The organism is Candidatus Mycolicibacterium alkanivorans, assembly GCF_022760805.1.
GTDB lineage: Bacteria > Actinomycetota > Actinomycetes > Mycobacteriales > Mycobacteriaceae > Mycobacterium > Mycobacterium alkanivorans.
Map to the genome: position 1 here is coordinate 2,985,699 of NZ_JAIVFL010000001.1, position 19,010 is coordinate 3,004,708.

The 19,010-nt window shown below is 68.4% G+C and carries 16 protein-coding genes; 2 read left to right on the forward strand and 14 right to left on the reverse strand.

Annotated elements, in window-relative coordinates:
- Positions 1 to 1,198 precede the first annotated feature (1,198 nt).
- From meaB to mutA, 3 genes are read right to left on the reverse strand one after another with little or no spacing between them, the layout of a single operon-like run.
- On the reverse strand, positions 1,199 to 2,188 hold the full coding sequence (meaB, locus tag K9U37_RS14630; RefSeq protein WP_243072294.1) for a methylmalonyl Co-A mutase-associated GTPase MeaB: 990 nt from the start codon (positions 2,186 to 2,188) through the stop codon (positions 1,199 to 1,201).
- Positions 2,188 to 4,443 (reverse strand): methylmalonyl-CoA mutase, encoded by a 2,256-nt coding sequence (gene scpA, locus K9U37_RS14635; RefSeq protein WP_243072295.1) that lies wholly within the window; start codon positions 4,441 to 4,443, stop codon positions 2,188 to 2,190. Before scpA ends, meaB begins: the two co-directional genes overlap by 1 nt.
- Positions 4,444 to 4,445: 2 nt before the next feature.
- The gene (gene mutA / locus K9U37_RS14640; RefSeq protein WP_372489523.1) at positions 4,446 to 6,284 is read right to left on the reverse strand and encodes a methylmalonyl-CoA mutase small subunit; all 1,839 of its coding nucleotides are present in this window, start codon (positions 6,282 to 6,284) and stop codon (positions 4,446 to 4,448) included.
- A 154-nt stretch (positions 6,285 to 6,438) separates the two neighbouring features.
- Here mutA and K9U37_RS14645 point away from each other — a divergent pair, with 154 nt between their 5' ends.
- Positions 6,439 to 7,152, forward strand: a complete 714-nt coding sequence (locus tag K9U37_RS14645) for a TVP38/TMEM64 family protein (RefSeq protein WP_243072296.1) — start codon at positions 6,439 to 6,441, stop codon at positions 7,150 to 7,152.
- Here the strand turns inward: K9U37_RS14645 and K9U37_RS14650 are convergent.
- Both K9U37_RS14650 and K9U37_RS14655 read right to left on the reverse strand, forming a co-directional pair.
- Positions 7,149 to 8,390 (reverse strand): SPFH domain-containing protein, encoded by a 1,242-nt coding sequence (locus K9U37_RS14650; RefSeq protein WP_243072297.1) that lies wholly within the window; start codon positions 8,388 to 8,390, stop codon positions 7,149 to 7,151. The two genes, K9U37_RS14645 and K9U37_RS14650, sit on opposite strands and share 4 nt — an antisense overlap.
- 34 nt (positions 8,391 to 8,424) lie before the next feature.
- A complete protein-coding gene (locus tag K9U37_RS14655) occupies positions 8,425 to 8,859 on the reverse strand; it encodes an NfeD family protein (protein WP_243072298.1) in 435 nt (144 codons plus the stop codon).
- A 78-nt stretch (positions 8,860 to 8,937) separates the two neighbouring features.
- Between K9U37_RS14655 and K9U37_RS14660 the strand changes: the two genes are divergently transcribed.
- On the forward strand, positions 8,938 to 9,807 hold the full coding sequence (locus tag K9U37_RS14660) for an Rv1486c family protein (RefSeq protein WP_243072299.1): 870 nt from the start codon (positions 8,938 to 8,940) through the stop codon (positions 9,805 to 9,807).
- On the opposite strand, the gene K9U37_RS14665 is transcribed toward K9U37_RS14660, so the two are convergent.
- From K9U37_RS14665 to K9U37_RS14705, 9 genes are all read right to left on the reverse strand, one after another.
- Complete coding sequence (locus tag K9U37_RS14665; RefSeq protein WP_243073389.1) at positions 9,776 to 10,852, reverse strand: ferrochelatase; 1,077 nt, start codon at positions 10,850 to 10,852, stop codon at positions 9,776 to 9,778. The two genes, K9U37_RS14660 and K9U37_RS14665, sit on opposite strands and share 32 nt — an antisense overlap.
- A gap of 3 nt (positions 10,853 to 10,855) precedes the next feature.
- Positions 10,856 to 11,665: an NADH-dependent enoyl-ACP reductase InhA gene (gene inhA / locus K9U37_RS14670; RefSeq protein ID WP_243072300.1), complete on the reverse strand. Its 810-nt coding sequence runs from the start codon at positions 11,663 to 11,665 to the stop codon at positions 10,856 to 10,858.
- Between the two features lie 52 nt (positions 11,666 to 11,717).
- Positions 11,718 to 12,482, reverse strand: a complete 765-nt coding sequence (gene fabG1, locus K9U37_RS14675; RefSeq protein ID WP_243072301.1) for a 3-oxoacyl-ACP reductase FabG1 — start codon at positions 12,480 to 12,482, stop codon at positions 11,718 to 11,720.
- 107 nt (positions 12,483 to 12,589) lie between these two features.
- The gene (locus tag K9U37_RS14680; protein ID WP_243072302.1) at positions 12,590 to 13,597 is read right to left on the reverse strand and encodes a VWA domain-containing protein; all 1,008 of its coding nucleotides are present in this window, start codon (positions 13,595 to 13,597) and stop codon (positions 12,590 to 12,592) included.
- Between the two features lie 25 nt (positions 13,598 to 13,622).
- Positions 13,623 to 14,567 carry a DUF58 domain-containing protein gene (locus K9U37_RS14685; protein WP_243072303.1) on the reverse strand — a complete coding sequence of 315 codons (945 nt, stop codon included), beginning with the start codon at positions 14,565 to 14,567 and terminating at the stop codon, positions 13,623 to 13,625.
- Positions 14,564 to 15,682 (reverse strand): chaperone MoxR1, encoded by a 1,119-nt coding sequence (moxR1, locus tag K9U37_RS14690; RefSeq protein ID WP_243072304.1) that lies wholly within the window; start codon positions 15,680 to 15,682, stop codon positions 14,564 to 14,566. The genes K9U37_RS14685 and moxR1 overlap by 4 nt, the downstream gene beginning before the upstream one ends.
- Before the next feature lie 300 nt (positions 15,683 to 15,982).
- A complete protein-coding gene (gene ripB, locus K9U37_RS14695; protein ID WP_243072305.1) occupies positions 15,983 to 16,681 on the reverse strand; it encodes an NlpC/P60 family peptidoglycan endopeptidase RipB in 699 nt (232 codons plus the stop codon).
- A 16-nt stretch (positions 16,682 to 16,697) separates the two neighbouring features.
- The gene (gene ripA, locus K9U37_RS14700; protein ID WP_243072306.1) at positions 16,698 to 18,149 is read right to left on the reverse strand and encodes an NlpC/P60 family peptidoglycan endopeptidase RipA; all 1,452 of its coding nucleotides are present in this window, start codon (positions 18,147 to 18,149) and stop codon (positions 16,698 to 16,700) included.
- A gap of 193 nt (positions 18,150 to 18,342) precedes the next feature.
- Positions 18,343 to 18,906 (reverse strand): Rv1476 family membrane protein, encoded by a 564-nt coding sequence (locus K9U37_RS14705; protein WP_243072307.1) that lies wholly within the window; start codon positions 18,904 to 18,906, stop codon positions 18,343 to 18,345.
- Positions 18,907 to 19,010 lie beyond the last annotated feature (104 nt).

A 19,010-nucleotide genomic window follows, 5' to 3' on the forward strand; every position in this document is an offset into this window, starting at 1 on the left:
CCACGAGGGTTGCTCTGGTTGCAGAACCATCAAACCAACGTTGCCAACATGATCGGTAGCTTAACCGCATTTTGTTACGGGGGCGACAAATGTTTTCCGATTTTGATTACAGAATCGCCGGTGTTACCGTGCAGTGCACGCCCTCTAGCGGCGTCTGTCGATATCTGGTAGCTGAGCTTTGCGCAACTTCAAGCAAAATGTCGACCGCGATATGGCGCCCGGATCCGGGAAAACATGGCCTGTACAGGGGATTTAACCTGACTGCGGGCACGAGTCGGCCAGCATCGCGGGCCCCGATGGGCACTGGGCGGGCGTCGGGGGAAGTTGCAGTGGGTTTTCCACCGCAATCTTGGACCGAATTGCCGTCGGCGCGGCTAGCAAATAGCTAATCACCGGAATCATCACTGGGGTAAATTCCGCGAGTGAATTACGCGCCCAGGCGGCTCATCTATTGGCTGCCAGTGATAATTGAGCCGCCGCACCACTGGGCCCAAACTAGACCTTCCTGAGAGTTTCCGCTATTGCCACTCAGGTTCTTGTCAGGCTGCCGCCTGGGGATTCCATTGGGCCAGGCACCATATGGCTACTGACCTGAGAATAGGTTAAGAGGGGTGTCTCAGGCACCTATCAGGTGCAGCCAAGAATAGATAAAGCCGCACCGAATCATGGCAGATACCCGCAAATTTCCGCCCACATCCAGCGGTCAGCAAATGTTATTGGATAAGCCCCAGGACAGCGGCCAGTAATTGGCGTAGTTGCGTCCTTCATTTCACTTCGAGGGGTCTAAATAATGCTTGCAGTGACGCTAGTCACTGCCCAGATGGCCGAATCGAACCTTCGGCCGAAGTTAGCTGGAGCCCGCGTCAGGGGCCTGGCGAGGCGGTTGTCCGAGGGCCGGAGAAGGGCGACACGCCGACCACGCGCGACACGCCGAAACGTCCCGCAGGCGCGCTCGGACGAGGCACTGACCCGCGAAGAAGGCAGGGTGGTACGGGCGACCGCCGCCACGAAACCAGGCGCCGGGCTAATTAGAGCGCAATCACATCCGCCGCGTCGGGCGCAAACGGCGCTGCAAACTCCTCGACCGGCCGGAACCCGCGCCGGCGGGCCTCCGCGGCCCCGAGCCGGATCAGCGCAGCCATGCCGATGAAGCCATCAGCGGCTGCGCGCGAGCGCTGTGGACAATGTTGCCGATCTGTTAACTTCGCTGCTCAGCGGCTTCCAAGATCTGTTGGGCGGCCAGGGCCGGGGTGAGTTCGCCCTCGCGCACCTGCCGGTCGATCTCCGCCCTCATGGTCCGGACCGCCGGGTGCGTGAGTACCCGGTCCAGTACCGCGTCACGGACCATCGACCACGTCCAGTCCACCTGCTGGGTCCGGCGCCTGGCGTCGAACTCACCGGCGGCGGTCAGCACCTCTCGGTGCTTCAACACGGTGTCCCACATCTCACTCAGACCCGTGCCGTCCAACGCGCTCATCGTCAAAACCGGCGGGCGCCACAGTGTTTCGCGCGGATAGATCAGACGGATCGCCGCCGAGAGCTCGCGGGCGGCGGCCTTGGCCTCGCTGAGGTGCTCGCCGTCGGCCTTGTTGACGACCACGATGTCGGCCAGCTCCAGCACGCCCTTCTTGATGCCCTGCAGCTGATCGCCCGTGCGGGCCAGGGTCAGGAACACGAAGGTATCCACCATGTTGGCCACCGCAACCTCGGATTGTCCCACGCCCACGGTCTCCACCAGGATGACGTCGTAGCCGGCGGCCTCGAGCAGCACGATCGTCTCCCGGGTCGCCCTGGCGACCCCGCCCAGGGTTCCCGAGGTCGGCGACGGCCGGATGTAGGCGTCCGGATGCACGGCCAGCCGCGCCATCCGGGTCTTGTCGCCCAGGATGGAACCACCGGTACGGGTGGAGGACGGGTCGACAGCCAGCACCGCGACGCGGTGCCCCTGATCGATCAGGTACATCCCCAGCGCCTCGATGGTGGTCGACTTCCCCACCCCGGGCACGCCGGTGATCCCGACGTGCAGGGCCTTGCCGGCGTCGGGCATCAGCTCCAGCAGCAGCCGCTGGGCCTGCTCGCGATGATCGGCCCGCGTCGACTCCACCAGGGTGATGGCCCGGGCCAGCGCCGCGCGATCACCGGTGCGGATGGCCTCTGCCGGGGCTGCGACGTCGGGTCCGTCGGTCATCAGGACAGGTCGTAGCCCAGCCGGCCGGCCAGCTTGTGCAGCAGGTCGACGGCGGCATCGGCTATGACGGTGCCCGGCGGGAAGATCGCGGTGGCTCCAGCGGAGTAGAGCTCGTCGAAGTCGCCGGGCGGGATGACCCCGCCGACAACGATCATGATGTCGGGCCGGCCCGCCTCGGCCAGCGCGTCGCGCAGCGCCGGCACCAGCGTCAGGTGGCCGGCGGCCAGCGAGGACACCCCCACCACGTGGACGTCGTTGTCGGCGGCCTGGCGTGCAACCTCCTCCGGAGTGGAGAACAGCGAACCAACATCGACGTCGAACCCGATGTCGGCGAAGGCCGTGGCGATGACTTTCTGTCCGCGGTCGTGGCCGTCCTGACCCATCTTGGCGACCAGGATGCGGGGCCTGCGGCCGTCGGCCTCGGCGAACTTCTCCACCAATTCTGTTGCGGTACTCAGGTTTTGGGCCTTCCCGACCTCGTCGCGGTAGACCCCGGCGATGGTGCGGATCTCGGCGTGATGTCTGCCGTAGACCTTCTCCAGGGCGCCGGAGATCTCCCCAACGGTGGCCTTGGCCCGGGCGGCGTTGATCGCCAGGGCCAACAGGTTGTTGCCCAGCCCGTCCTCGCCGGCTTGGCCGTGCGCCGCGGCCGCCCGGGACAGCTCGGCCAGGGCGGCCGCGACGGCAGCCCGGTCGCGGCTGGCCCGCAGTTCTGCCAGCTTGGCGAGCTGCTCGGCGCGCACCCGGCTGTTCTCGACCTTGAGGACCTCGATGTCCTGGTCCTCGTCGACCCGGTACTTGTTGACGCCGATCACCGGCTGCTGGCCGGAGTCGATGCGGGCCTGTGTGCGGGCGGCGGCCTCCTCGATACGCAGCTTGGGGATGCCGTCGCTGATCGCCTGCGCCATGCCGCCGTGCTCGGCGACCTCTGCGATGTGGGCGCGGGCCCGCTGTGCGAGCTCGTGGGTCAGCCACTCCACGTAATAGGAACCGGCCCACGGGTCGATCGGCCGGGTGGTGCCGGACTCCTGCTGCAACAGCAGCTGGGTGTTGCGGGCGATGCGCGCCGAGAAGTCGGTGGGCAGCGCCAGCGCCTCGTCGAGGGCATTGGTATGCAGCGACTGAGTGTGGCCCTGGGTGGCGGCCATCGCCTCGATACAGGTTCGCGCGACGTTGTTGAAGACGTCCTGGGCGGTCAGCGACCAGCCGGAGGTCTGCGAATGGGTCCGCAGCGACAGCGATTTGGCGCTGTTCGCGCCGAACTGCGCCACCAGCTCGCTCCACAGCAGCCGGCCCGCCCGCAGCTTGGCCACCTCCATGAAGAAGTTCATCCCGATACCCCAGAAGAACGACAACCGGGGTGCGAACTTGTCGATGTCCAGACCGGTAGCCAGGCCCGCCTTGAGGTAGTCGACCCCGTCGGCCAGGGTATAGGCCAGCTCCAGATCGGCTGTCGCACCGGCTTCCTGGATGTGGTAACCCGAGATCGAGATGGAGTTGAACTTCGGCATCTTGGCGCTGGTGTAGGCGAAGATGTCGGAGATGATCCGCATCGAGGGCTTCGGCGGATAGATGTAGGTGTTGCGGACCATGAACTCTTTGAGGATGTCGTTCTGGATGGTCCCGGCGAGCTTTTCCGGTGGCACACCCTGCTCCTCGGCGGCCACCACGTAGAGCGCGAGGATCGGCAGCACCGCGCCGTTCATGGTCATCGACACCGACACCGCCGACAGGTCGATGCCGTCGAAGAGCTGGCGCATGTCGAGGATGGAGTCGATCGCCACCCCGGCCATGCCGACGTCGCCCTGCACCCGCGGGTGGTCGGAGTCGTAGCCGCGGTGGGTGGCCAGGTCGAACGCCACCGACAGGCCCTTCTGGCCGGCCGCCAGGTTACGGCGGTAGAACGCGTTGGAGTCGGCGGCCGTGGAGAACCCGGCGTACTGACGGATGGTCCACGGCTGGTTGACGTACATCGTCGGGTAGGGGCCGCGGATGAACGGGGGCTCACCCGGGAAGCTGTTGAGCGGATAGCCCGCAGCCGCCGCCGCCGCGCGGTCGGCGCCGACGTAGACCGGCTTGACCGCGATGCCCTCCGGCGTCTGCCACTCCAGCTGATCGGCGACGTAGCCGTGGGCGGTCGCGGCATCCGAGATGTATTGTGTCACATCGGATTCGGTGGGAGCAACGCCGACCCGATCGCCGTGCAGGGGTACCTCGGCGAAGCTCGGTACCGTTCCGGTTGCGCTCGTAGTCATGATCAGGCCCCCAATCGGGTGAGCAGGGACGAAAGCGCCTCGACCGCATCGATCTTCGCGGTCAGATAGCCGTCGGGACGGGCGTCGGCGGGCACGTCGGCGACGGCCCTTTCCGGACCGGCCAGCAGTACCTGTTCGACGCCCGCGGCGCGGGCAGCCTCGACGATCCCGGCGGCATCGGTGCCGTACCGGGCGTCGGTGCCGCAGATGACGGCCACCGAGGAACCGGCGGCGCGAACCGCGTCGGCCACCGCCCCGGCGTCGACGGTTCCGGGGTTGACGGCTTCGATTCCGCCGGACGCCAACAGATTCGCCGCGAACGTCGCCCTGATGTTGTGTTCGGCCAGCGGTCCCAGCGGCAGCAGCAGCACGGCGGGCCGGGCACCGGTGCGCTCCAGGTGCGCATCGGAGCGGTCGCGCAGCGCCTCGAAGCCGGCCGCGTAGCGGGCGACGGTGTCCGACGGCGCCGCAGCCAGTGGCGGTTCGGCGAGGTTCGGGAACTCGTTGACACCGGTGATCGCGGTGCGGCGGTGGGCGATGTCGTCGGCACGGCGCGCGCGCACCTGCTCGATCTGCTCGGCGACGTGGTCGCGCGCCTCAAGGAACCCGCCATCGGCCTCGATCGCCTGGAACTGCGACCAGGCTTGTGCGGCAAGGCTTTCGGTGAGGTCTTCGACGTACCAGGAGCCGCCGGCGGGGTCGAGCACCCGGCCGATGTGCGATTCCTCCAGCAGCAGCAGTTGCGTGTTACGCGCAATGCGACGGGAGAATCCCGCGCTGATGCCGGGGAAACCACCGGGAATCGCCACGTCGAACGGCAACACCTGGACGGTGTCGGCCCCCCCGACGCCCGCGCCGAAGGCGGCCAGTGTGGTGCGCAGCATGTTCACCCAGGGATCGCGCTGGGTCATCATCGGCACCGAGGTGACCGCGTGCAGCGTCGTCGTCCCGCTGTCAGGCTCCCCCAGCACATCGGCGACCCTGGCCCAGAGTTGGCGTGCGGCACGGAATTTCGCGATGGCCATGAACTGGTCGTCATCGGCGACCAGCCGGAAGCTGATCTGGCGCAACGCCCCGGCGGCGCCCAGGCCGGCCTCGACCAGCAGCCGCACGTAGCTCACGGCGGCACCAAGCGCCCCGGCGAGCTCCCACGCCGCGTTGGCACCCCGGTTGTGGAATGCGGCACCGTCGACGGTCACCGCCCGCACCCCGGGCTTGCCGGCCAGGCTGGACGCCAGTGCCACCACCTCGTCGACGGCGGGCGCATCGCGGCCGCTGAGTGGCGCGGTCAGCGGGTCGGCACCGAGGTCGATCGACATCGAGGCGCGCGCGGAGTCCTCGGCGCCGGCCACCAGGGCCAGAATCGCCGTGGCGGCGGCCCCGAAGTCGGCGCCGGCGTCCACCAGCACCGGTGCCAGGTCCAGGTAGACACCCTCAAGAAGGCGGTCCAGGTCGGCGGGCGCCACACCGGTTGCACCCACCCGTAACACCAGCGCGCTGACCCCGTCTGCGAGCGCGCCCAGAACGACTGCGTTGCCGTCGGCCACCGCACCGGTGCAGTCCGGGGACGGGAACGCCTCGGCCACTTTCCATCCGGCGATCACGTCGCGGTGCGCGTCACCGCCGCGGATGAACGGCCAGGTGCCGGGCAGCGGCGGTTCGGGCAAGGCGTCGAGCGCGGTGTAGAGGGGCCGGATCGGAAAGCCTTCGTAGGTGGGCGAGTCGAGCAGGCGCTCCGGTTCCTCGCCCAGCTCGGCCGGATCACGGCGGCTGCTCTTGGCCAGCACACCGGCCACCGCGGCGCGCCAGCGGGCGCGCTCCTCCTCCGCCTCTACGGACACCGGCAACTCCTGTTGTCGCAGCTTGCAGCCTATGGGGCGATACACCGTCAGCTACTCAGGCTAAATGATGACCTCCGGCGAGTGCGGTCCGGCACTGCGGAAATTCGCTTTGCGTCCGCGGAGAGGTCACAAAGGGCCCGTAATCTTGGTAAACGTGACGTCGAAGGCTCCCAGCGCGCTGCGCAACGTGGTCGCGGCGGTAGTGGCCACGGCTCGTCAGGTGCCCCGCAGACGCATCATCGCCGCCGCGGCTGCCGCTGTGATGCTCGTCGCGGTGGCGCTTCTGGTGCCCTTGCCCACCGCGGTGCAGCTGCGCGATTGGGCCACGTCGGTCGGCCCGTGGTTCCCGCTGGCGTTCCTGGGTGCGCATGTCGTCGTCACGGTGTTCCCGTTTCCCCGCACCGCCTTCACCCTGGCGGCCGGTCTGCTGTTCGGCCCGGCGCCGGGCATCGCGATCGCCGTGGTGGCCTCCACGCTCAGCGCCGTCATCGCGCTGTTGCTGGTGCGCGCGCTGGGCTGGCGACTCAACGGGTTGGTCAGCCACCCCGCCGTCGAGTCGGTCGATGCGCGGCTACGGGCCCGCGGGTGGCCGGCGATCCTGTCGCTGCGGATGATCCCCGCGGTGCCGTTCTCGGTGCTCAACTACGCGGCCGGCGCCTCGGCGGTACGCCTGGTGCCCTACCTGCTGGCCACCCTGGTCGGTCTGCTGCCCGGCACCTCCGCGGTCGTCGTGCTCGGTGACGCGCTGACCGGCAACGTCAGCCCGCTGCTCGTCCTGGTGTCGCTGTGCACCGCCGCCTTGGGCGTCGCCGGCCTGGTCATCGAGGTGCGTCAGCACCGCCGTCACCACCGGCTGCGCACGCCCTAGCCCCCGGTCGAGCCGTGCCGCGGTGCCGACGGCGGCTGCGGTGCGTACTGCGACGGCGGAGCCTGTTGCTCGGTCAGCGGCGGATAGGCCATCACGGGCGGGAGGCTCACTTGGGTGGGCGGGGCGAGGTCGTCGACCGACGAACGCGCGTCGGCCACGGCGGCGGCCACCGCCTGCGCGATCTCCGGATCGGTCTGGGTGTTGAACCAGTCGGCGACCTCGGCGGAATCGTCCTCCGGTTTGGGCAGGTCCTCCTCGACCGGCGAGGGCTGGTAGCGGAACACCCCGTCCTCGCCCGGTGCGCCGAGCAGCTTGGTGAACCCCTGCAACGCCGACCCGAAGTCGCTGGGCACCAGCCACACCTTGTTGGCCTCGCCCTTCGCCATCTGCGGGAGGGTCTGCAGGTACTGGTAGGCGAGCATCTCCGGCGTCGGCCGCCCGGCCTTGATCGCGGCGAAAGTCTTCTCGATGGCCTTGGCCTGGCCCTGCGCCTGCAGGTACTGCGCGGCGCGCTCGCCCTGGGCCCGCAGGATCCGGGACTGCCGGTCGGCCTCGGCGGCCAGGATCGCGGCCTGCTTGGCCCCCTCGGCGGCCAGGATCTGTGCCTGCTTCTGGCCCTCGGCCTGTTTGATCGACGCCTCCCGGCTGCCCTCGGCGGTGAGGATCATCGCGCGCTTCTCGCGGTCGGCGCGCATCTGCTTCTCCATCGAGTCCTGGATCGACGGCGGCGGGTCAATGCTGCGCAGTTCGACGCGGGCCACCCGAAGGCCCCAGCGGCCGGTGGCCTCATCGAGCACGCCGCGCAACTGCCCGTTGATCTGATCGCGTGAGGTCAGCGTCTGCTCCAGCGTCATGCCACCGACCACATTGCGCAGCGTGGTGGTGGTGAGCTGCTCCACACCCACGATGTAGTTGCTGATCTGGTAGACGGCCGCCTGCGGGTTGGTCACCTGGAAGTAGACGACGGTGTCGATGTTGACGGTGAGGTTGTCCTCGGTGATCACCGGCTGAGGCGGGAAAGACACCACCCGCTCGCGCAGGTCTACCCGTGCGCGGATCTTATCGATGAACGGGATCAGGAGCGTCAGCTGCCCCGAGACCGTCTTGCTGTACCGGCCGAGCCGCTCGATCACGGCGGCCTCGGCCTGCGGGATCAGGGCGACGGACTTGGCGACGACGATGATGGCGAAGATCACCAGCACCGCCAGCAGCACCAGGCCGGCTATGGCACCGTCCATAACGGGTTCTCCTTAGCGGGTTGTGCCTGACTTCTCACTCGTTCTTCCAGACCACGGCGGTGGCGCCGTCGATGTGCATGACGGTGACCTGGTCGCCCGGTTCGTACACGTCGTTGTCGTTGTAGGGACGGGCCGTCCAGACCTCGCCGTCGAGCTTCACCTGGCCGTCATGCTGCGACACCCGGCCGAGCACCAGGGCGTGCTTGCCCTCCAGTGCCTTGACCGGCTCAGGCAGCCCCTTGCCCGCGGTGAGCTTGCGGCGCAGCGCCGGGCGGACGAGCACCAGCAGAAGCACCGAGACCACCAGGAACACCGCGCCGTCGGCCCACACCGGCAAGTCCAGCAGCCAGCTCGACCCGGCGGCCGCCAGTGCGCCGCCGGAGAGCATCAACAGGAACATGTCGCCGGTCAGCGCCTCGGCACCGGCAAGACCCAGGGCGAACACTAGCCAGATCAGCGCCGCGGGCATGTCGCCAGGATATCGCGGGAAACGCCGGTGCGGTTGCAGACGGCTGGTTCAGCCGAGAACTACTACACTGCGAGCATCATGTGGTGCCCGAGTGCTTCGCTGTCGACGTGGGCCAACGCCTGGCTAGCTGGTCGGGCTGCGCCCGATGACGTCCTGGATGCGTTATCCGCCAGGGCGCCAACGCATTCCGTGACCGCTTACGATTCAGTGGCGGCCGGCCGCACCGGTCTGCCGTGGCCCGATGTCGATGACGCGGGCGCGATGTCGCTGCTGCAGACGTTGCGTACCGCTGCGGGACGGCGGGCCGACATCGCCTGGCCTGCACGGCCCGGGATCGGGCTTGTGCTACCGGTTCCCGGCGACGTCCGGGGCCTGGCGGCGGGAACCCAGTTCCAGCGTGACGCGCTGAACTCCGGCGAGGCGATCATCATCACCGGTCCGGACGCCGAAGCCGTCGGGCTGGTGCCGGATTTCGAGTACGACGACACCGACGACGAGCTCCCCGACGGCGACCGGGTTCCCGAACTGTGCGCGTTGTCGTGGACGGTCTACTCGCTGCCCTCCACTCCGCTGCTGGACCATCTCGATCTCGGCGAGGCGGAGTACACGCTGCGTTCGGCGGTGCGCTCGGCCGCCGAGGCGCTGAGCGCTCTGCAGCTGGGCTCCTCGGGTGCAGTGGACGATCCGCGTGGACTTGTCGAGCAGGTGCTCGAGACGAACAGGCACCATCGCGCTCCCGACCACGCGCCCGCCCGGGCGCTTCGCGTGCTGGAGAACGCTGCCCGTGTCGATGCGATCATCACGGTCAGTTCGGGGCTGATGCCGATCGGTACCCAGAGTGCCTCGGCGGCTCAGATCGCCGACGAGGCGCTGCGGCCACTGGCCGGTGTCGTGCGTTCGGCGCGGATTGCGGCGGTCAACGCGATCCTGGAGTCGGCCTGGCACTAGCAGCGGCAGCGGCGGTGGCCACGCACTCGGGCGTGCAGAACTGGCCGTTGACGCTGGAGCCGTAACCTGGAACGGGTTGGCCGCCGACCACTCTCAGCGGCACACCGCCGTCACGCAGTTCGTCGAGCAGGCCGAGCACCAGTCTGGCGAACCGGCGCTGAGCATTGGGCGTCGACGCCCTGGCCATCGCGATCCCGAGGTGCTCGGCGTGCTGGCGCAACTCGTTGTCGAGGTCCCAGACAACCTCGATGTGATCGGCGACGAAACCGACCGGGCAGACGATGACGGCTTTGGTGCCCGATTCGGCTAGATCCGAAAGATGTTCGGCCACATCGGGTTCCAGCCACGGCACCGGTGGCGGACCGGACCGCGACTGCCACACCTGGTCGTAGTCGCCGTAACCGGCCGCCGCGGCCACCAGACCCGCGGTGTAGCCGACCTGCCTGGAATACAGGTCCGGACCGCACCGGTTGGCCGCGCGCACCGGGATGGAATGCGCGGTGAAAACCAGTCTTGCGCTGTCGCGCAACGGCTCCGGCAGCGTGGCGGCGGCATCGGTGACCGCTTCGGCCAACATCTCCACCAGCAGCGGATGGTCGAAGAACTGGCGCAGCTTGACCAGTTCGGGTGCGCCCTGGCCGACGGAAGCCCGGGCCCGGCTGATGTCTTCCTGGTACTGGGCGCACCCGGAGTAGCCGCCCCAGGCCGAGGTGGTGAACACCGCGGCGCGCCGAATCCCGTCGGAAGCCATGGCGGCGACGGCGTCTTCGACGAACGGGTGCCAGTTGCGGTTGCCGAAGTACACCGGCAGCGCTTCGCCGCGGTCGGCCAGTTCGGCGCGGATCTCGTCGATCAGCGCGCGGTTGATGCCGTTGATCGGCGAGACGCCACCGAAATGCAGGTAGTGCTCGGCCACACCGGCCAGCCGCTCCGGCGGTATGCCGCGCCCCCGGGTGACGTTCTCCAGGAACGGCATCACCCGCTCGGGGCCTTCCGGTCCGCCGAACGACAGGACCAACAGCGCGTCGACCGGGCCGGGGGACATCATCTACAGCAGCTGCGTGCTGGCGCCACCGTCGGCGTAGATGACCGTTCCGGTGGTGGCGGGCAACCACTCCGACATCAGTGCGCAGACGGTCCTGGCCACCGGGGTCGGGTCCTTCATGTCCCAACCCAGCGGGGCGCGCTGATTCCAGCCCTCTTCCAACAGCTGCATCTGCGCGCCGGCCTCGTCGCCGAGCGCACCGCCGACGATCGCGCTCATCGCCAGCGTCCGGATCGGCCCTGCTGCAACGAGATTGGAGCGCACACCGTACTTGCCTGCCTCGCGCGCGACGAACCGGTTCACCGACTCCAGCGCGCTCTTGGCCACTGTCATCCAGTTGTAGGCCGGCATCGCGCGGGTGGGGTCGAAGTCCATCCCGACGATCCCGCCGCCGCGGTTGATGATCGGCAGGGTGGCCTTGGCCAGCGAGGCGTAGGAATAGGCCGAGATGTGGATGCCCTTGGAGACGTCCTCGTAGGGCGCGTCGAAGAACGGGTTGATGCCCATCCCGGTCTGCGGCATGAAACCGATGGAGTGCACCACACCGTCGAGCTTGTTGCCCTCACCGATCACCCCGGTGATGCGGTCGGCCAGGGTGTCGAGGTGCTCGGGGTTCTGCACGTCCAACTCGAGCAGCGGCGCCGGGCTGGGCAGCCGGTCGATGATCCGCTGGATCAGCCGCAGCCGATCGAATCCGGTGCAGACGATCTGCGCGCCCTGCTCCTGGGCGACGCGGGCGATGTGGAACGCGATGGACGAGTCGGTGATGATCCCCGTGACGAGGATCCGCTTACCTTCGAGAAGCCCTGCCATATCAGTCCTTGTCTCTACCAGTGGCGCTCAGTTCGTGGTGGCCAGCCGCTAGTTAGTGGCCCATCCCCATGCCGCCGTCGACCGGGATCACCGCACCGGCGATGTAACTGGCGTCCTCGGACGCCAGGAAGCTGACCGCCCCGGCGACCTCCTCGGCGGTGCCGACCCGCTTGGCCGGAATGAAGTCCAGGGCACCCGCCTGGATCCGCTCGTCGAGTGCACGGGTCATCTCGGTGTCGATGTAGCCCGGTGCCACCACATTCGCGGTGACGCCGGCCTTGGACAGCTCGCGGGAGATCGATCGGGCCATGCCGATCAGGCCGGCCTTGGCGGCCGCGTAGTTGGCCTGGTTGCCGATCCCCCACATCCCGGACACCGAACCGATGAAGATGATCCGGCCGAACCGATTGCGCTGCATGCTGCGGCAGGCGCGCTGGGCCACCCGGAACGACCCAGTGAGGTTGGTGTCGATGACATCGGTGAACCGGTCTTCGGTCATCCGCATCAGGAAGGCGTCCTTGGCGATGCCGGCGTTGGAAACCAGCACCTCGACGGGACCCTGGTGCTCCTCGACCGCCCTGAAGGCGCGGTCGACGGCGTCGCTGTCGGTGACATCGCACTCGACCCCGAACAACCCCTCGGGCGCGCCGGAGCCGCGGTGGGTGACGGCCACCTTGTGCCCGTCGGCCGCCAGCCGCTGCGCGATCGCCAGGCCGATCCCCCGGCTACCGCCGGTGACCAGGACCGAACGGGAGACAAACGGCGGCCTGCCGGCCGCGGCGCTGGAGGCCGTATCAGTAGTGGCGGTACCGGTCATGCCCGTCAACTTAGTGCCTCACGTCGGCCGCGCCGAAATCGCCCATCGGCGATTTCGGCGCGATAACCGTCGCTGACCGAACGCAAGCGCGCCGAATCCACAAGAGATCAGCCGGGCAGGCGGCGGTTGATCAGCAGCGCCGCCAGCGCGGCCAGCGCCAGCACCAGTGAACCCAGCCGCAGCCAGCCGGTGCTGGCTTCGCCCTTGATGGTCTCGTAGCCGATCTGGTTCTGCAGCGAGGTGAACACTTCCTTGAGCTGCTGCAGGCTGGAGGCGCTGTAGGCGTTGCCGCCGGAGAGCTCGGCGATCTTCTTGAGCATCGCGTCGTCGACCGGCACCGGCTGGCGCTGGTCGTTGATGTCGACGTAGCCGTAGGGGGTGCCGAAGGACACCGTGGAGATCGGCACACCCTGGTCCTTGGCGGTGCGCGCGGCGGTGAAGGCGCCCTTGGGGTTGTCCGGGTTGGACGGCACAGTCTCCTTACCGTCCGACATCAGCACGATGCGCGCCGGCGGCGGGGTGTCCCCGCCGCCGATGACGGCGCCGACCGTGGCGATGGCCTGCAACGCGGTGAAGATCGCCTCGCCGGTGGCGGTGCGGTCGGCCAGCTGCAGCTTGTCGATCGCGGCCTTGGTGGCGTCGCGGTTGGTGGTGGGCGACACCAGCACGGTGGCCGTGCCGGCGTAGGCGATCAGACCGAGGTTGATGCCGGGGGTGAGCTGGTCGGCGAACTGCTTGGCGGCGTCCTGCGCGGCGGCCAGCCGGCTCGGCTCGACGTCGGTGGCGCGCATGGACTGCGAGACGTCGATCGTGAGCATGACCACCGCGCGGTTACGCGGGATGCGCACGTCGTGGGTAGGCCCGGCCATGGCGACGGTCAACAACACCAGCGACGCGATCAGCAGGATCGCCGGCAGGTGTCGCCAGCGGTTGGGTCGTTTGGGCGCAACGCTTTCCAGCAGTTCCATGTTGGCGAACCGCAGGATCCGCTTCTGGCGGGCGAACTGGGCGATGATGTACAGCCCGGCCAGCGCGGCCACGATCAGCAGGAACACGAAGAACCACGGATGTGCGAAGCCGGACAGCGTCATCGGCCCGAGCAACGGCAATGTCATAACAGACCTGTCATTCTGGGTTGGCTTACTGGCTGCCCGCCAGGGCGCCGCGGCGACGCGAGGCGACGAACCGCACGATGTCGGCGATCCAGTCGCGGTCGGTCCGCAGGGTCATCAGGGGCGCTCCGCACCGGCGCAGCGTGCGCGCGACCTCCTCGCGGTGGGCCGCCGCGGCCCGGGCGAAGTCGTCGCGCAGCTGCTCGTCGATGGTGAATTCGCGGGTGACGCCGGACTCGGTGTCCTGCAGGATCACATCACCGACATCGGGCAGCTCGACGTCGCGGGGGTCCAGTACCTCGATACCGAGCACCTCGTGGCGTGCGGCGATCGCCCGCAGCGGACGCATCCAGTTGATCGGTCCGAGGAAGTCGCTGATCACCACCGCCATGCCGCGCCTGCGCTCGGGCCTGCGCAGTGCGTCGATGGCCGCAGCCAGGTCGCCGCGCACGCCCAGCGGGGCCCGCGGCGAGGTCGCGATGGCGCGCAGCAGGGTCTGCTCGTGCTGGCGACCGGACTTCGCCGGCACCCGAATGACCTGGTCACCGTTGGCGATCACGGCACCAATGCGGTTGCCGCCGCCGCTGTTGAGGTAGGCGATGGCCGCGGCGGCCGCCACGGCCAGATCGCGCTTTTCGCAGCCGGTAGTGCCGAAGTCGAGGCTGGCCGACATGTCGACCACCAGCCAGGTCTCCAGCTCGCGGTCGGCGATCATCTGCCTCACGTGCGGGTGGGTGGTGCGGGCGGTCACCGACCAGTCCATCCGCCGCACGTCGTCGCCGGGCTGGTAGAGCCGCGACTCCCCCGGCTCCGAGCCGGGGCCGGGGATCAGGCCGAGATGGTTGCCATGCAGGACCCCGTCGAGCTTGCGTTTGACGGTCAGCTCGAGGGTCCGCAGCGCGGCCGACAGCTTGGCGTCACCGATCTCACCGCGCTCAAACGACGGCGGGTGGACGGTCTCGGACTCACTCACCGACCGTTGTTACCTGCCGCGGCGGGAACTACGGGGGGAACCGAATGTCCCTGCTGCGGAACAGCATTCACCTGAGGCAGCGCGACGGTCTGCATGATGCGGTTGATCACCGTCTCGGCCTTGACGTCGTCGGCCAGCGCGTCGTATGTCAGCACCAACCGGTGGCGCAGCACGTCGGGGATCACGTCGATGACGTCCTGCGGGATGACGTAGTCGCGCCCGCGCACCAGCGCCAGCGCGCGGGCGGCGGCGATGATGCCCAGCGAGGCGCGCGGAGAGGCGCCGAATGCCACCCAGGACTTGACGTCGCTCATGCCGAACTGCTCGGGGCGGCGGGTGGCGGTCACGACGCGCACCACGTAGTCGACCAGCGCGTGGTGGACGAAATTGTTGGCGGCCACCCCCTGCAGGCGCTGCAGGTCGCCGGTGTCGAGGATCTGCTTGGGCTCCGGCGGCGTGACACCCATCCGGTAGATGATCTCGCGCTCTTCCTCCGGCGTCGGGTAGTCGACGTTGATCTTGAACAGGAAGCGGTCGCGCTGCGCCTCGGGCAGCGGGTAGACGCCCTCGTTCTCGATCGGGTTCTGAGTCGCCATCACGAGGAACGGCTTGGGCAGCGGGTAGTCCTTGCCGCCGATGGAGATCTTGCGCTCGGCCATGACCTCAAGCAGGGCGGACTGAACCTTTGCCGGGGCGCGGTTGATCTCGTCGGCGAGCAGGAAGTTGACCATCACCGGACCGAACTCGGTGTCGAACTCCTCGCGGCCCTGGCGGTAGATGCGCGTACCGATGATGTCGGTGGGCACCAGGTCGGGCGTGAACTGGATGCGGGCGAAGGTGCCACCCACGACGCGGGCGAAGGTTTCCACGGCCAGCGTCTTGGCCACGCCGGGCACGCCTTCGAGCAGCACGTGGCCCTTGGCCAGCAGTCCGACGAGGATACGTTCGACGAGCAGATCCTGGCCGACGATGATGCGCTTGACCTCGAAGATCGCGCGTTCCAGGGTGTGGACCTCACCGGCCAGCCCGTTACCGCCGGACGGCGGTGGCACTGGGGCTCCGCTCGGGCCGGCAAAACCCCCGGGGCCCGCGGGTGACCCACCTGGTGACGTCATCGACTTCCTCCACAGCTGTTGGATTCCTCGGGCTGCGCCGTCGCACCGGGCCCGCCCTCACACAACTATTCCAGGCGTTCCGGAATCCGTCGACGTGCCCCGTTCGCTGGCGCGTCGGGAGCCTAGGGCTCGGGTAGCCGTGTCTCGCTCCTCCTCCACCGCTGCGCGGCGGCATCGTCGACTCGACGCGTGGAACTGTCTCGCTCCTCCTCCACCGCTGCGCGGCGGCATCGTCGACTCGACGCGTGGAACTGTCTCGCTCCTCCTCCACCGCTGCGCGGCGGCATCGTCGACTCGACGTTAGGTCTCGATGACGCGGGTCAGGTAGGGCGTCATGCCCGCGGTGCGGACCGGGCTCACGGTCACCTGGCCGGCCGCCGACGACGCCTCGAGCATCTGCCCGTTACCCAGGTAGATCGTGACGTGCTGGGTGCCGCCGGGCCCGTAGAAGATCAGATCGCCGCGCTTGGCCTGCGAGGGCGGCACGTGCCGGCCGGCGTTGTACTGGTCGCCGGAGTACTTGGGCAGCAGCACGCCGACACCGGCGAAGGCGTAGCGGGTGAAGCCCGAGCAGTCATAGCCCAGCTTGCCGGCGTCCTCGTCCACACCTGCGCTGGGGCCGTTGACCGCGCCACCGCCCCACGAGTAGGGCACGCCGCGCTGGGACGCGCCGCGGGCGATCACGTACTCGATGGCCTGCGGTCCGCTGACCCGGCCCCCGGGCAGTGCCATGCGCGACCCGCTGCCGCCGATCCCGAGACCGGCCAGGAACTTGCGGCCCATGTCCACGGTGGCCTGGGCGGCTTGGGTGGTCGCCTGCAGCGAGGCGTTGGCGATGGCGACGGGGTCGCCAGGCGCGCCTGCGCTCAGGACCTTGGGCAGCGTCGGATCCCACTCGCCGGGGTCGGCGCTCGCCGGACTGGCGAAACCCAACGCCAGTACCAGTGCGGTCAGGACCGTCCCGACCGCGCGGAGCCGTCGAGAAGCATTGCGGGACATGGAAACAGCTCCGTCGCTAGTTGATGTAGCGGACGACGAATGGTGTCATGCCGCTGGTGCGCACCGGCGAAACCTTCACCGTCGAGCCGGTGTAGGGGGCTTCGAGCATCTGGCCGTTGCCCAGGTAGAGGGTCACGTGCTGGCTGCCGCCCGGGCCGTAGAAGATCACGTCACCGCGGCGCATCTGCGACGTCGGGATCTTGGTGCCCATGTTGTACTGCGAGCCCGAGTAATGCGGCAGCTTGATGCCGACCCCGGCGAACGCGTAGAGGATCAGCCCGGAGCAGTCGAACCCGACCGTTCCGGCTCCGCTGTCGATGCCGTTGCTGGGGCCGGCCGCGGTGCCACCGCCCCAGGAGTACGGCACGCCGATCTGTGACATGCCCCGCTTGATGACGTACTCGACGGCCGTCGAGCCGTAGACGAACGGGATCGCACCGTTGGTGATCCCGGTGTCGGTGGGCTTCAGGATGCCGAGCTGCTGCAGGAAGCTCTTGCCGAGCTGCTGGGTGACCTGCATCGAGCTCGACGCGATCTGAAGGACCGCGTTGATGATCTGGATCGGGTCACCGGAGACAAAAGCGCTCGGCACCGCGGGCAGGGTCAGGTCCCATTCGGAGGCCTTGCCGTAGGGCACCTTGGCGTCCCCCGGCGCGGCACTGGCGCCGGGGGCGGCCGGATCCCAGCGGTCCCCCGACGTGCCGGCGCCGGCCGCGGCGGACTGCGGCACGGCGGCGGGGCCGCCGGCCGGAGCCGACCACTCGCGCGCGGCGTCGAGCTTCTGCTGGGCGGTCTTGCGCTCGGCGGCGAGCCGGTCGATCTGGGCCTGCTGGTCCCGGAACGTCTTCTGCGCCTCGGTCAGTGCCGAGACGGCCGAGTTCTGGCTGGCTTCGGCGGCGACGACGGCGTCATCGGCCTTCTGCTTGGCCAGCCGGGCCGCGGATTCCTTATTGACCTGTTCGGTACGCGCCCGTCGCAGGTCGGTCATCACCTGCTCGGCGCTGACCGCCAGGGTCTGGCCGGCTGTCGCGGTGGAGATGATCTCGTCGGGATTGGTGGCCATCACCAGCGCGCCCGCCGGACCGTTGACGTAGGTGGCCGCTGCGAAGGTGTCGAACCGCTTCTGCGCCGCGGTGATGGCCGCGTCGGCGTCCTTGACGGCCTGGCCGCTGGCATCGACCTGCTGCCGGGCGGTGGCGGCGACATCGCGCGCCTCCTGCACCTCGACGAGCGCCTTGTTGACGGCCTCCTGCTCGGCCTGGACCTTGGCGCCCACGTCCTGCAGGCGCTGATTGGCTTCGGCGACGTCAGCGACGAGTGCCGCGAGGGTGTTCGGTGCGGGCTGCGGCTCGGCGAGCGCCAGCCCCGGCGTGCTCAGGATGACGGCGACGGTGAGCACCAACGGGCACATCGGCTTGGCGATTCGGCGGGCCGGTTGGAAAAGAGAGCCGCGATCGGAACTTCTCATTCGACTCTGGTCCCCTTTGCTTGACACATACAGTCACGCCCATTCACTGATGTCACATCAGTCACATCAATACCAGTGGCGTCATTTGCACCGTACGTCACACTTGTCGCAGAGGAAACTACAGGCGAGAATTACATGTTTGTCATTTACGGGATGTTGCCGAATAGTAATCTTATTGATTTGCCAAAATAGGCTATTTGACCAGCTCGGTAGCGGTTTTACTATTTCGTGATCGCTTCGCCTTCAGCTGCAGAACTCGCGCCAATACCGCCGCTGATGCGACCCCGAGGACGAGCGCAATGGTTAGTCCCATCCAGGGAAAGTCGGGCGTTTGCAACTGGTCGACGAATGCCTGCGCCCCGACCACCGGGGTGGGGGCGGTTTTGGCCACGTCCTGGCCGGCCTCGAGCAGCACCCGGTCGTAGGTCGTGCTGTAGGTGCCGGCCCAACCGGGACTGAGCACCAGCACCGTCGAACCCGGATTGGCGTGGCCGATCTCGGTGGCCACATCGCGCAGCGGAGTGTCGATCGGCGGGCTCTTCTCCATCACGACGACCTTGAGGTCGATGCCGTGCGCCCTGGCTCCCTCGACCACCTTCTGCAGTCCGGCGACATCGGCGGCCGGCGCGGCGACGCCGTCCCTGGCCACGTCGGCCTGGACCGTGTTCATGCACTGATCCAGCGGCGTCGCCGGGTCGAGGCCGACGCTGCTGCACACCTCCACCGGGACGAAGATCGGCGCGTGCGGAATCGTCACGATCCCAGACCGTACCGCGCACCGCGACCGGGGGTGGCACCGCGCGCCGAGGAAGACAAGACTGGACAGCCGGGACCGCCGCCGGGTTCGGACGCGGACCGCCC

Bases quoted from the DNA above. Each gene is read 5' to 3' on its own strand.
- K9U37_RS14665 (WP_243073389.1), bottom strand. From the start codon at position 10,852: ATGTCCCCCGGCCCGGTCGACGCGCTGTTGGTCCTGTCGTTCGGCGGA.
- ripB (WP_243072305.1), bottom strand. From the start codon at position 16,681: ATGTCCCGCAATGCTTCTCGACGGCTCCGCGCGGTCGGGACGGTCCTG.
- inhA (WP_243072300.1), bottom strand. From the start codon at position 11,665: ATGGCAGGGCTTCTCGAAGGTAAGCGGATCCTCGTCACGGGGATCATC.
- meaB (WP_243072294.1), bottom strand. From the start codon at position 2,188: ATGACCGACGGACCCGACGTCGCAGCCCCGGCAGAGGCCATCCGCACC.
- K9U37_RS14660 (WP_243072299.1), top strand. From the start codon at position 8,938: ATGTGGTGCCCGAGTGCTTCGCTGTCGACGTGGGCCAACGCCTGGCTA.
- ripA (WP_243072306.1), bottom strand. From the start codon at position 18,149: ATGAGAAGTTCCGATCGCGGCTCTCTTTTCCAACCGGCCCGCCGAATC.
- K9U37_RS14680 (WP_243072302.1), bottom strand. From the start codon at position 13,597: ATGACATTGCCGTTGCTCGGGCCGATGACGCTGTCCGGCTTCGCACAT.
- fabG1 (WP_243072301.1), bottom strand. From the start codon at position 12,482: ATGACCGGTACCGCCACTACTGATACGGCCTCCAGCGCCGCGGCCGGC.
- K9U37_RS14650 (WP_243072297.1), bottom strand. From the start codon at position 8,390: ATGGACGGTGCCATAGCCGGCCTGGTGCTGCTGGCGGTGCTGGTGATC.
- K9U37_RS14655 (WP_243072298.1), bottom strand. From the start codon at position 8,859: ATGCCCGCGGCGCTGATCTGGCTAGTGTTCGCCCTGGGTCTTGCCGGT.
- scpA (WP_243072295.1), bottom strand. From the start codon at position 4,443: ATGACTACGAGCGCAACCGGAACGGTACCGAGCTTCGCCGAGGTACCC.
- moxR1 (WP_243072304.1), bottom strand. From the start codon at position 15,682: ATGACGTCACCAGGTGGGTCACCCGCGGGCCCCGGGGGTTTTGCCGGC.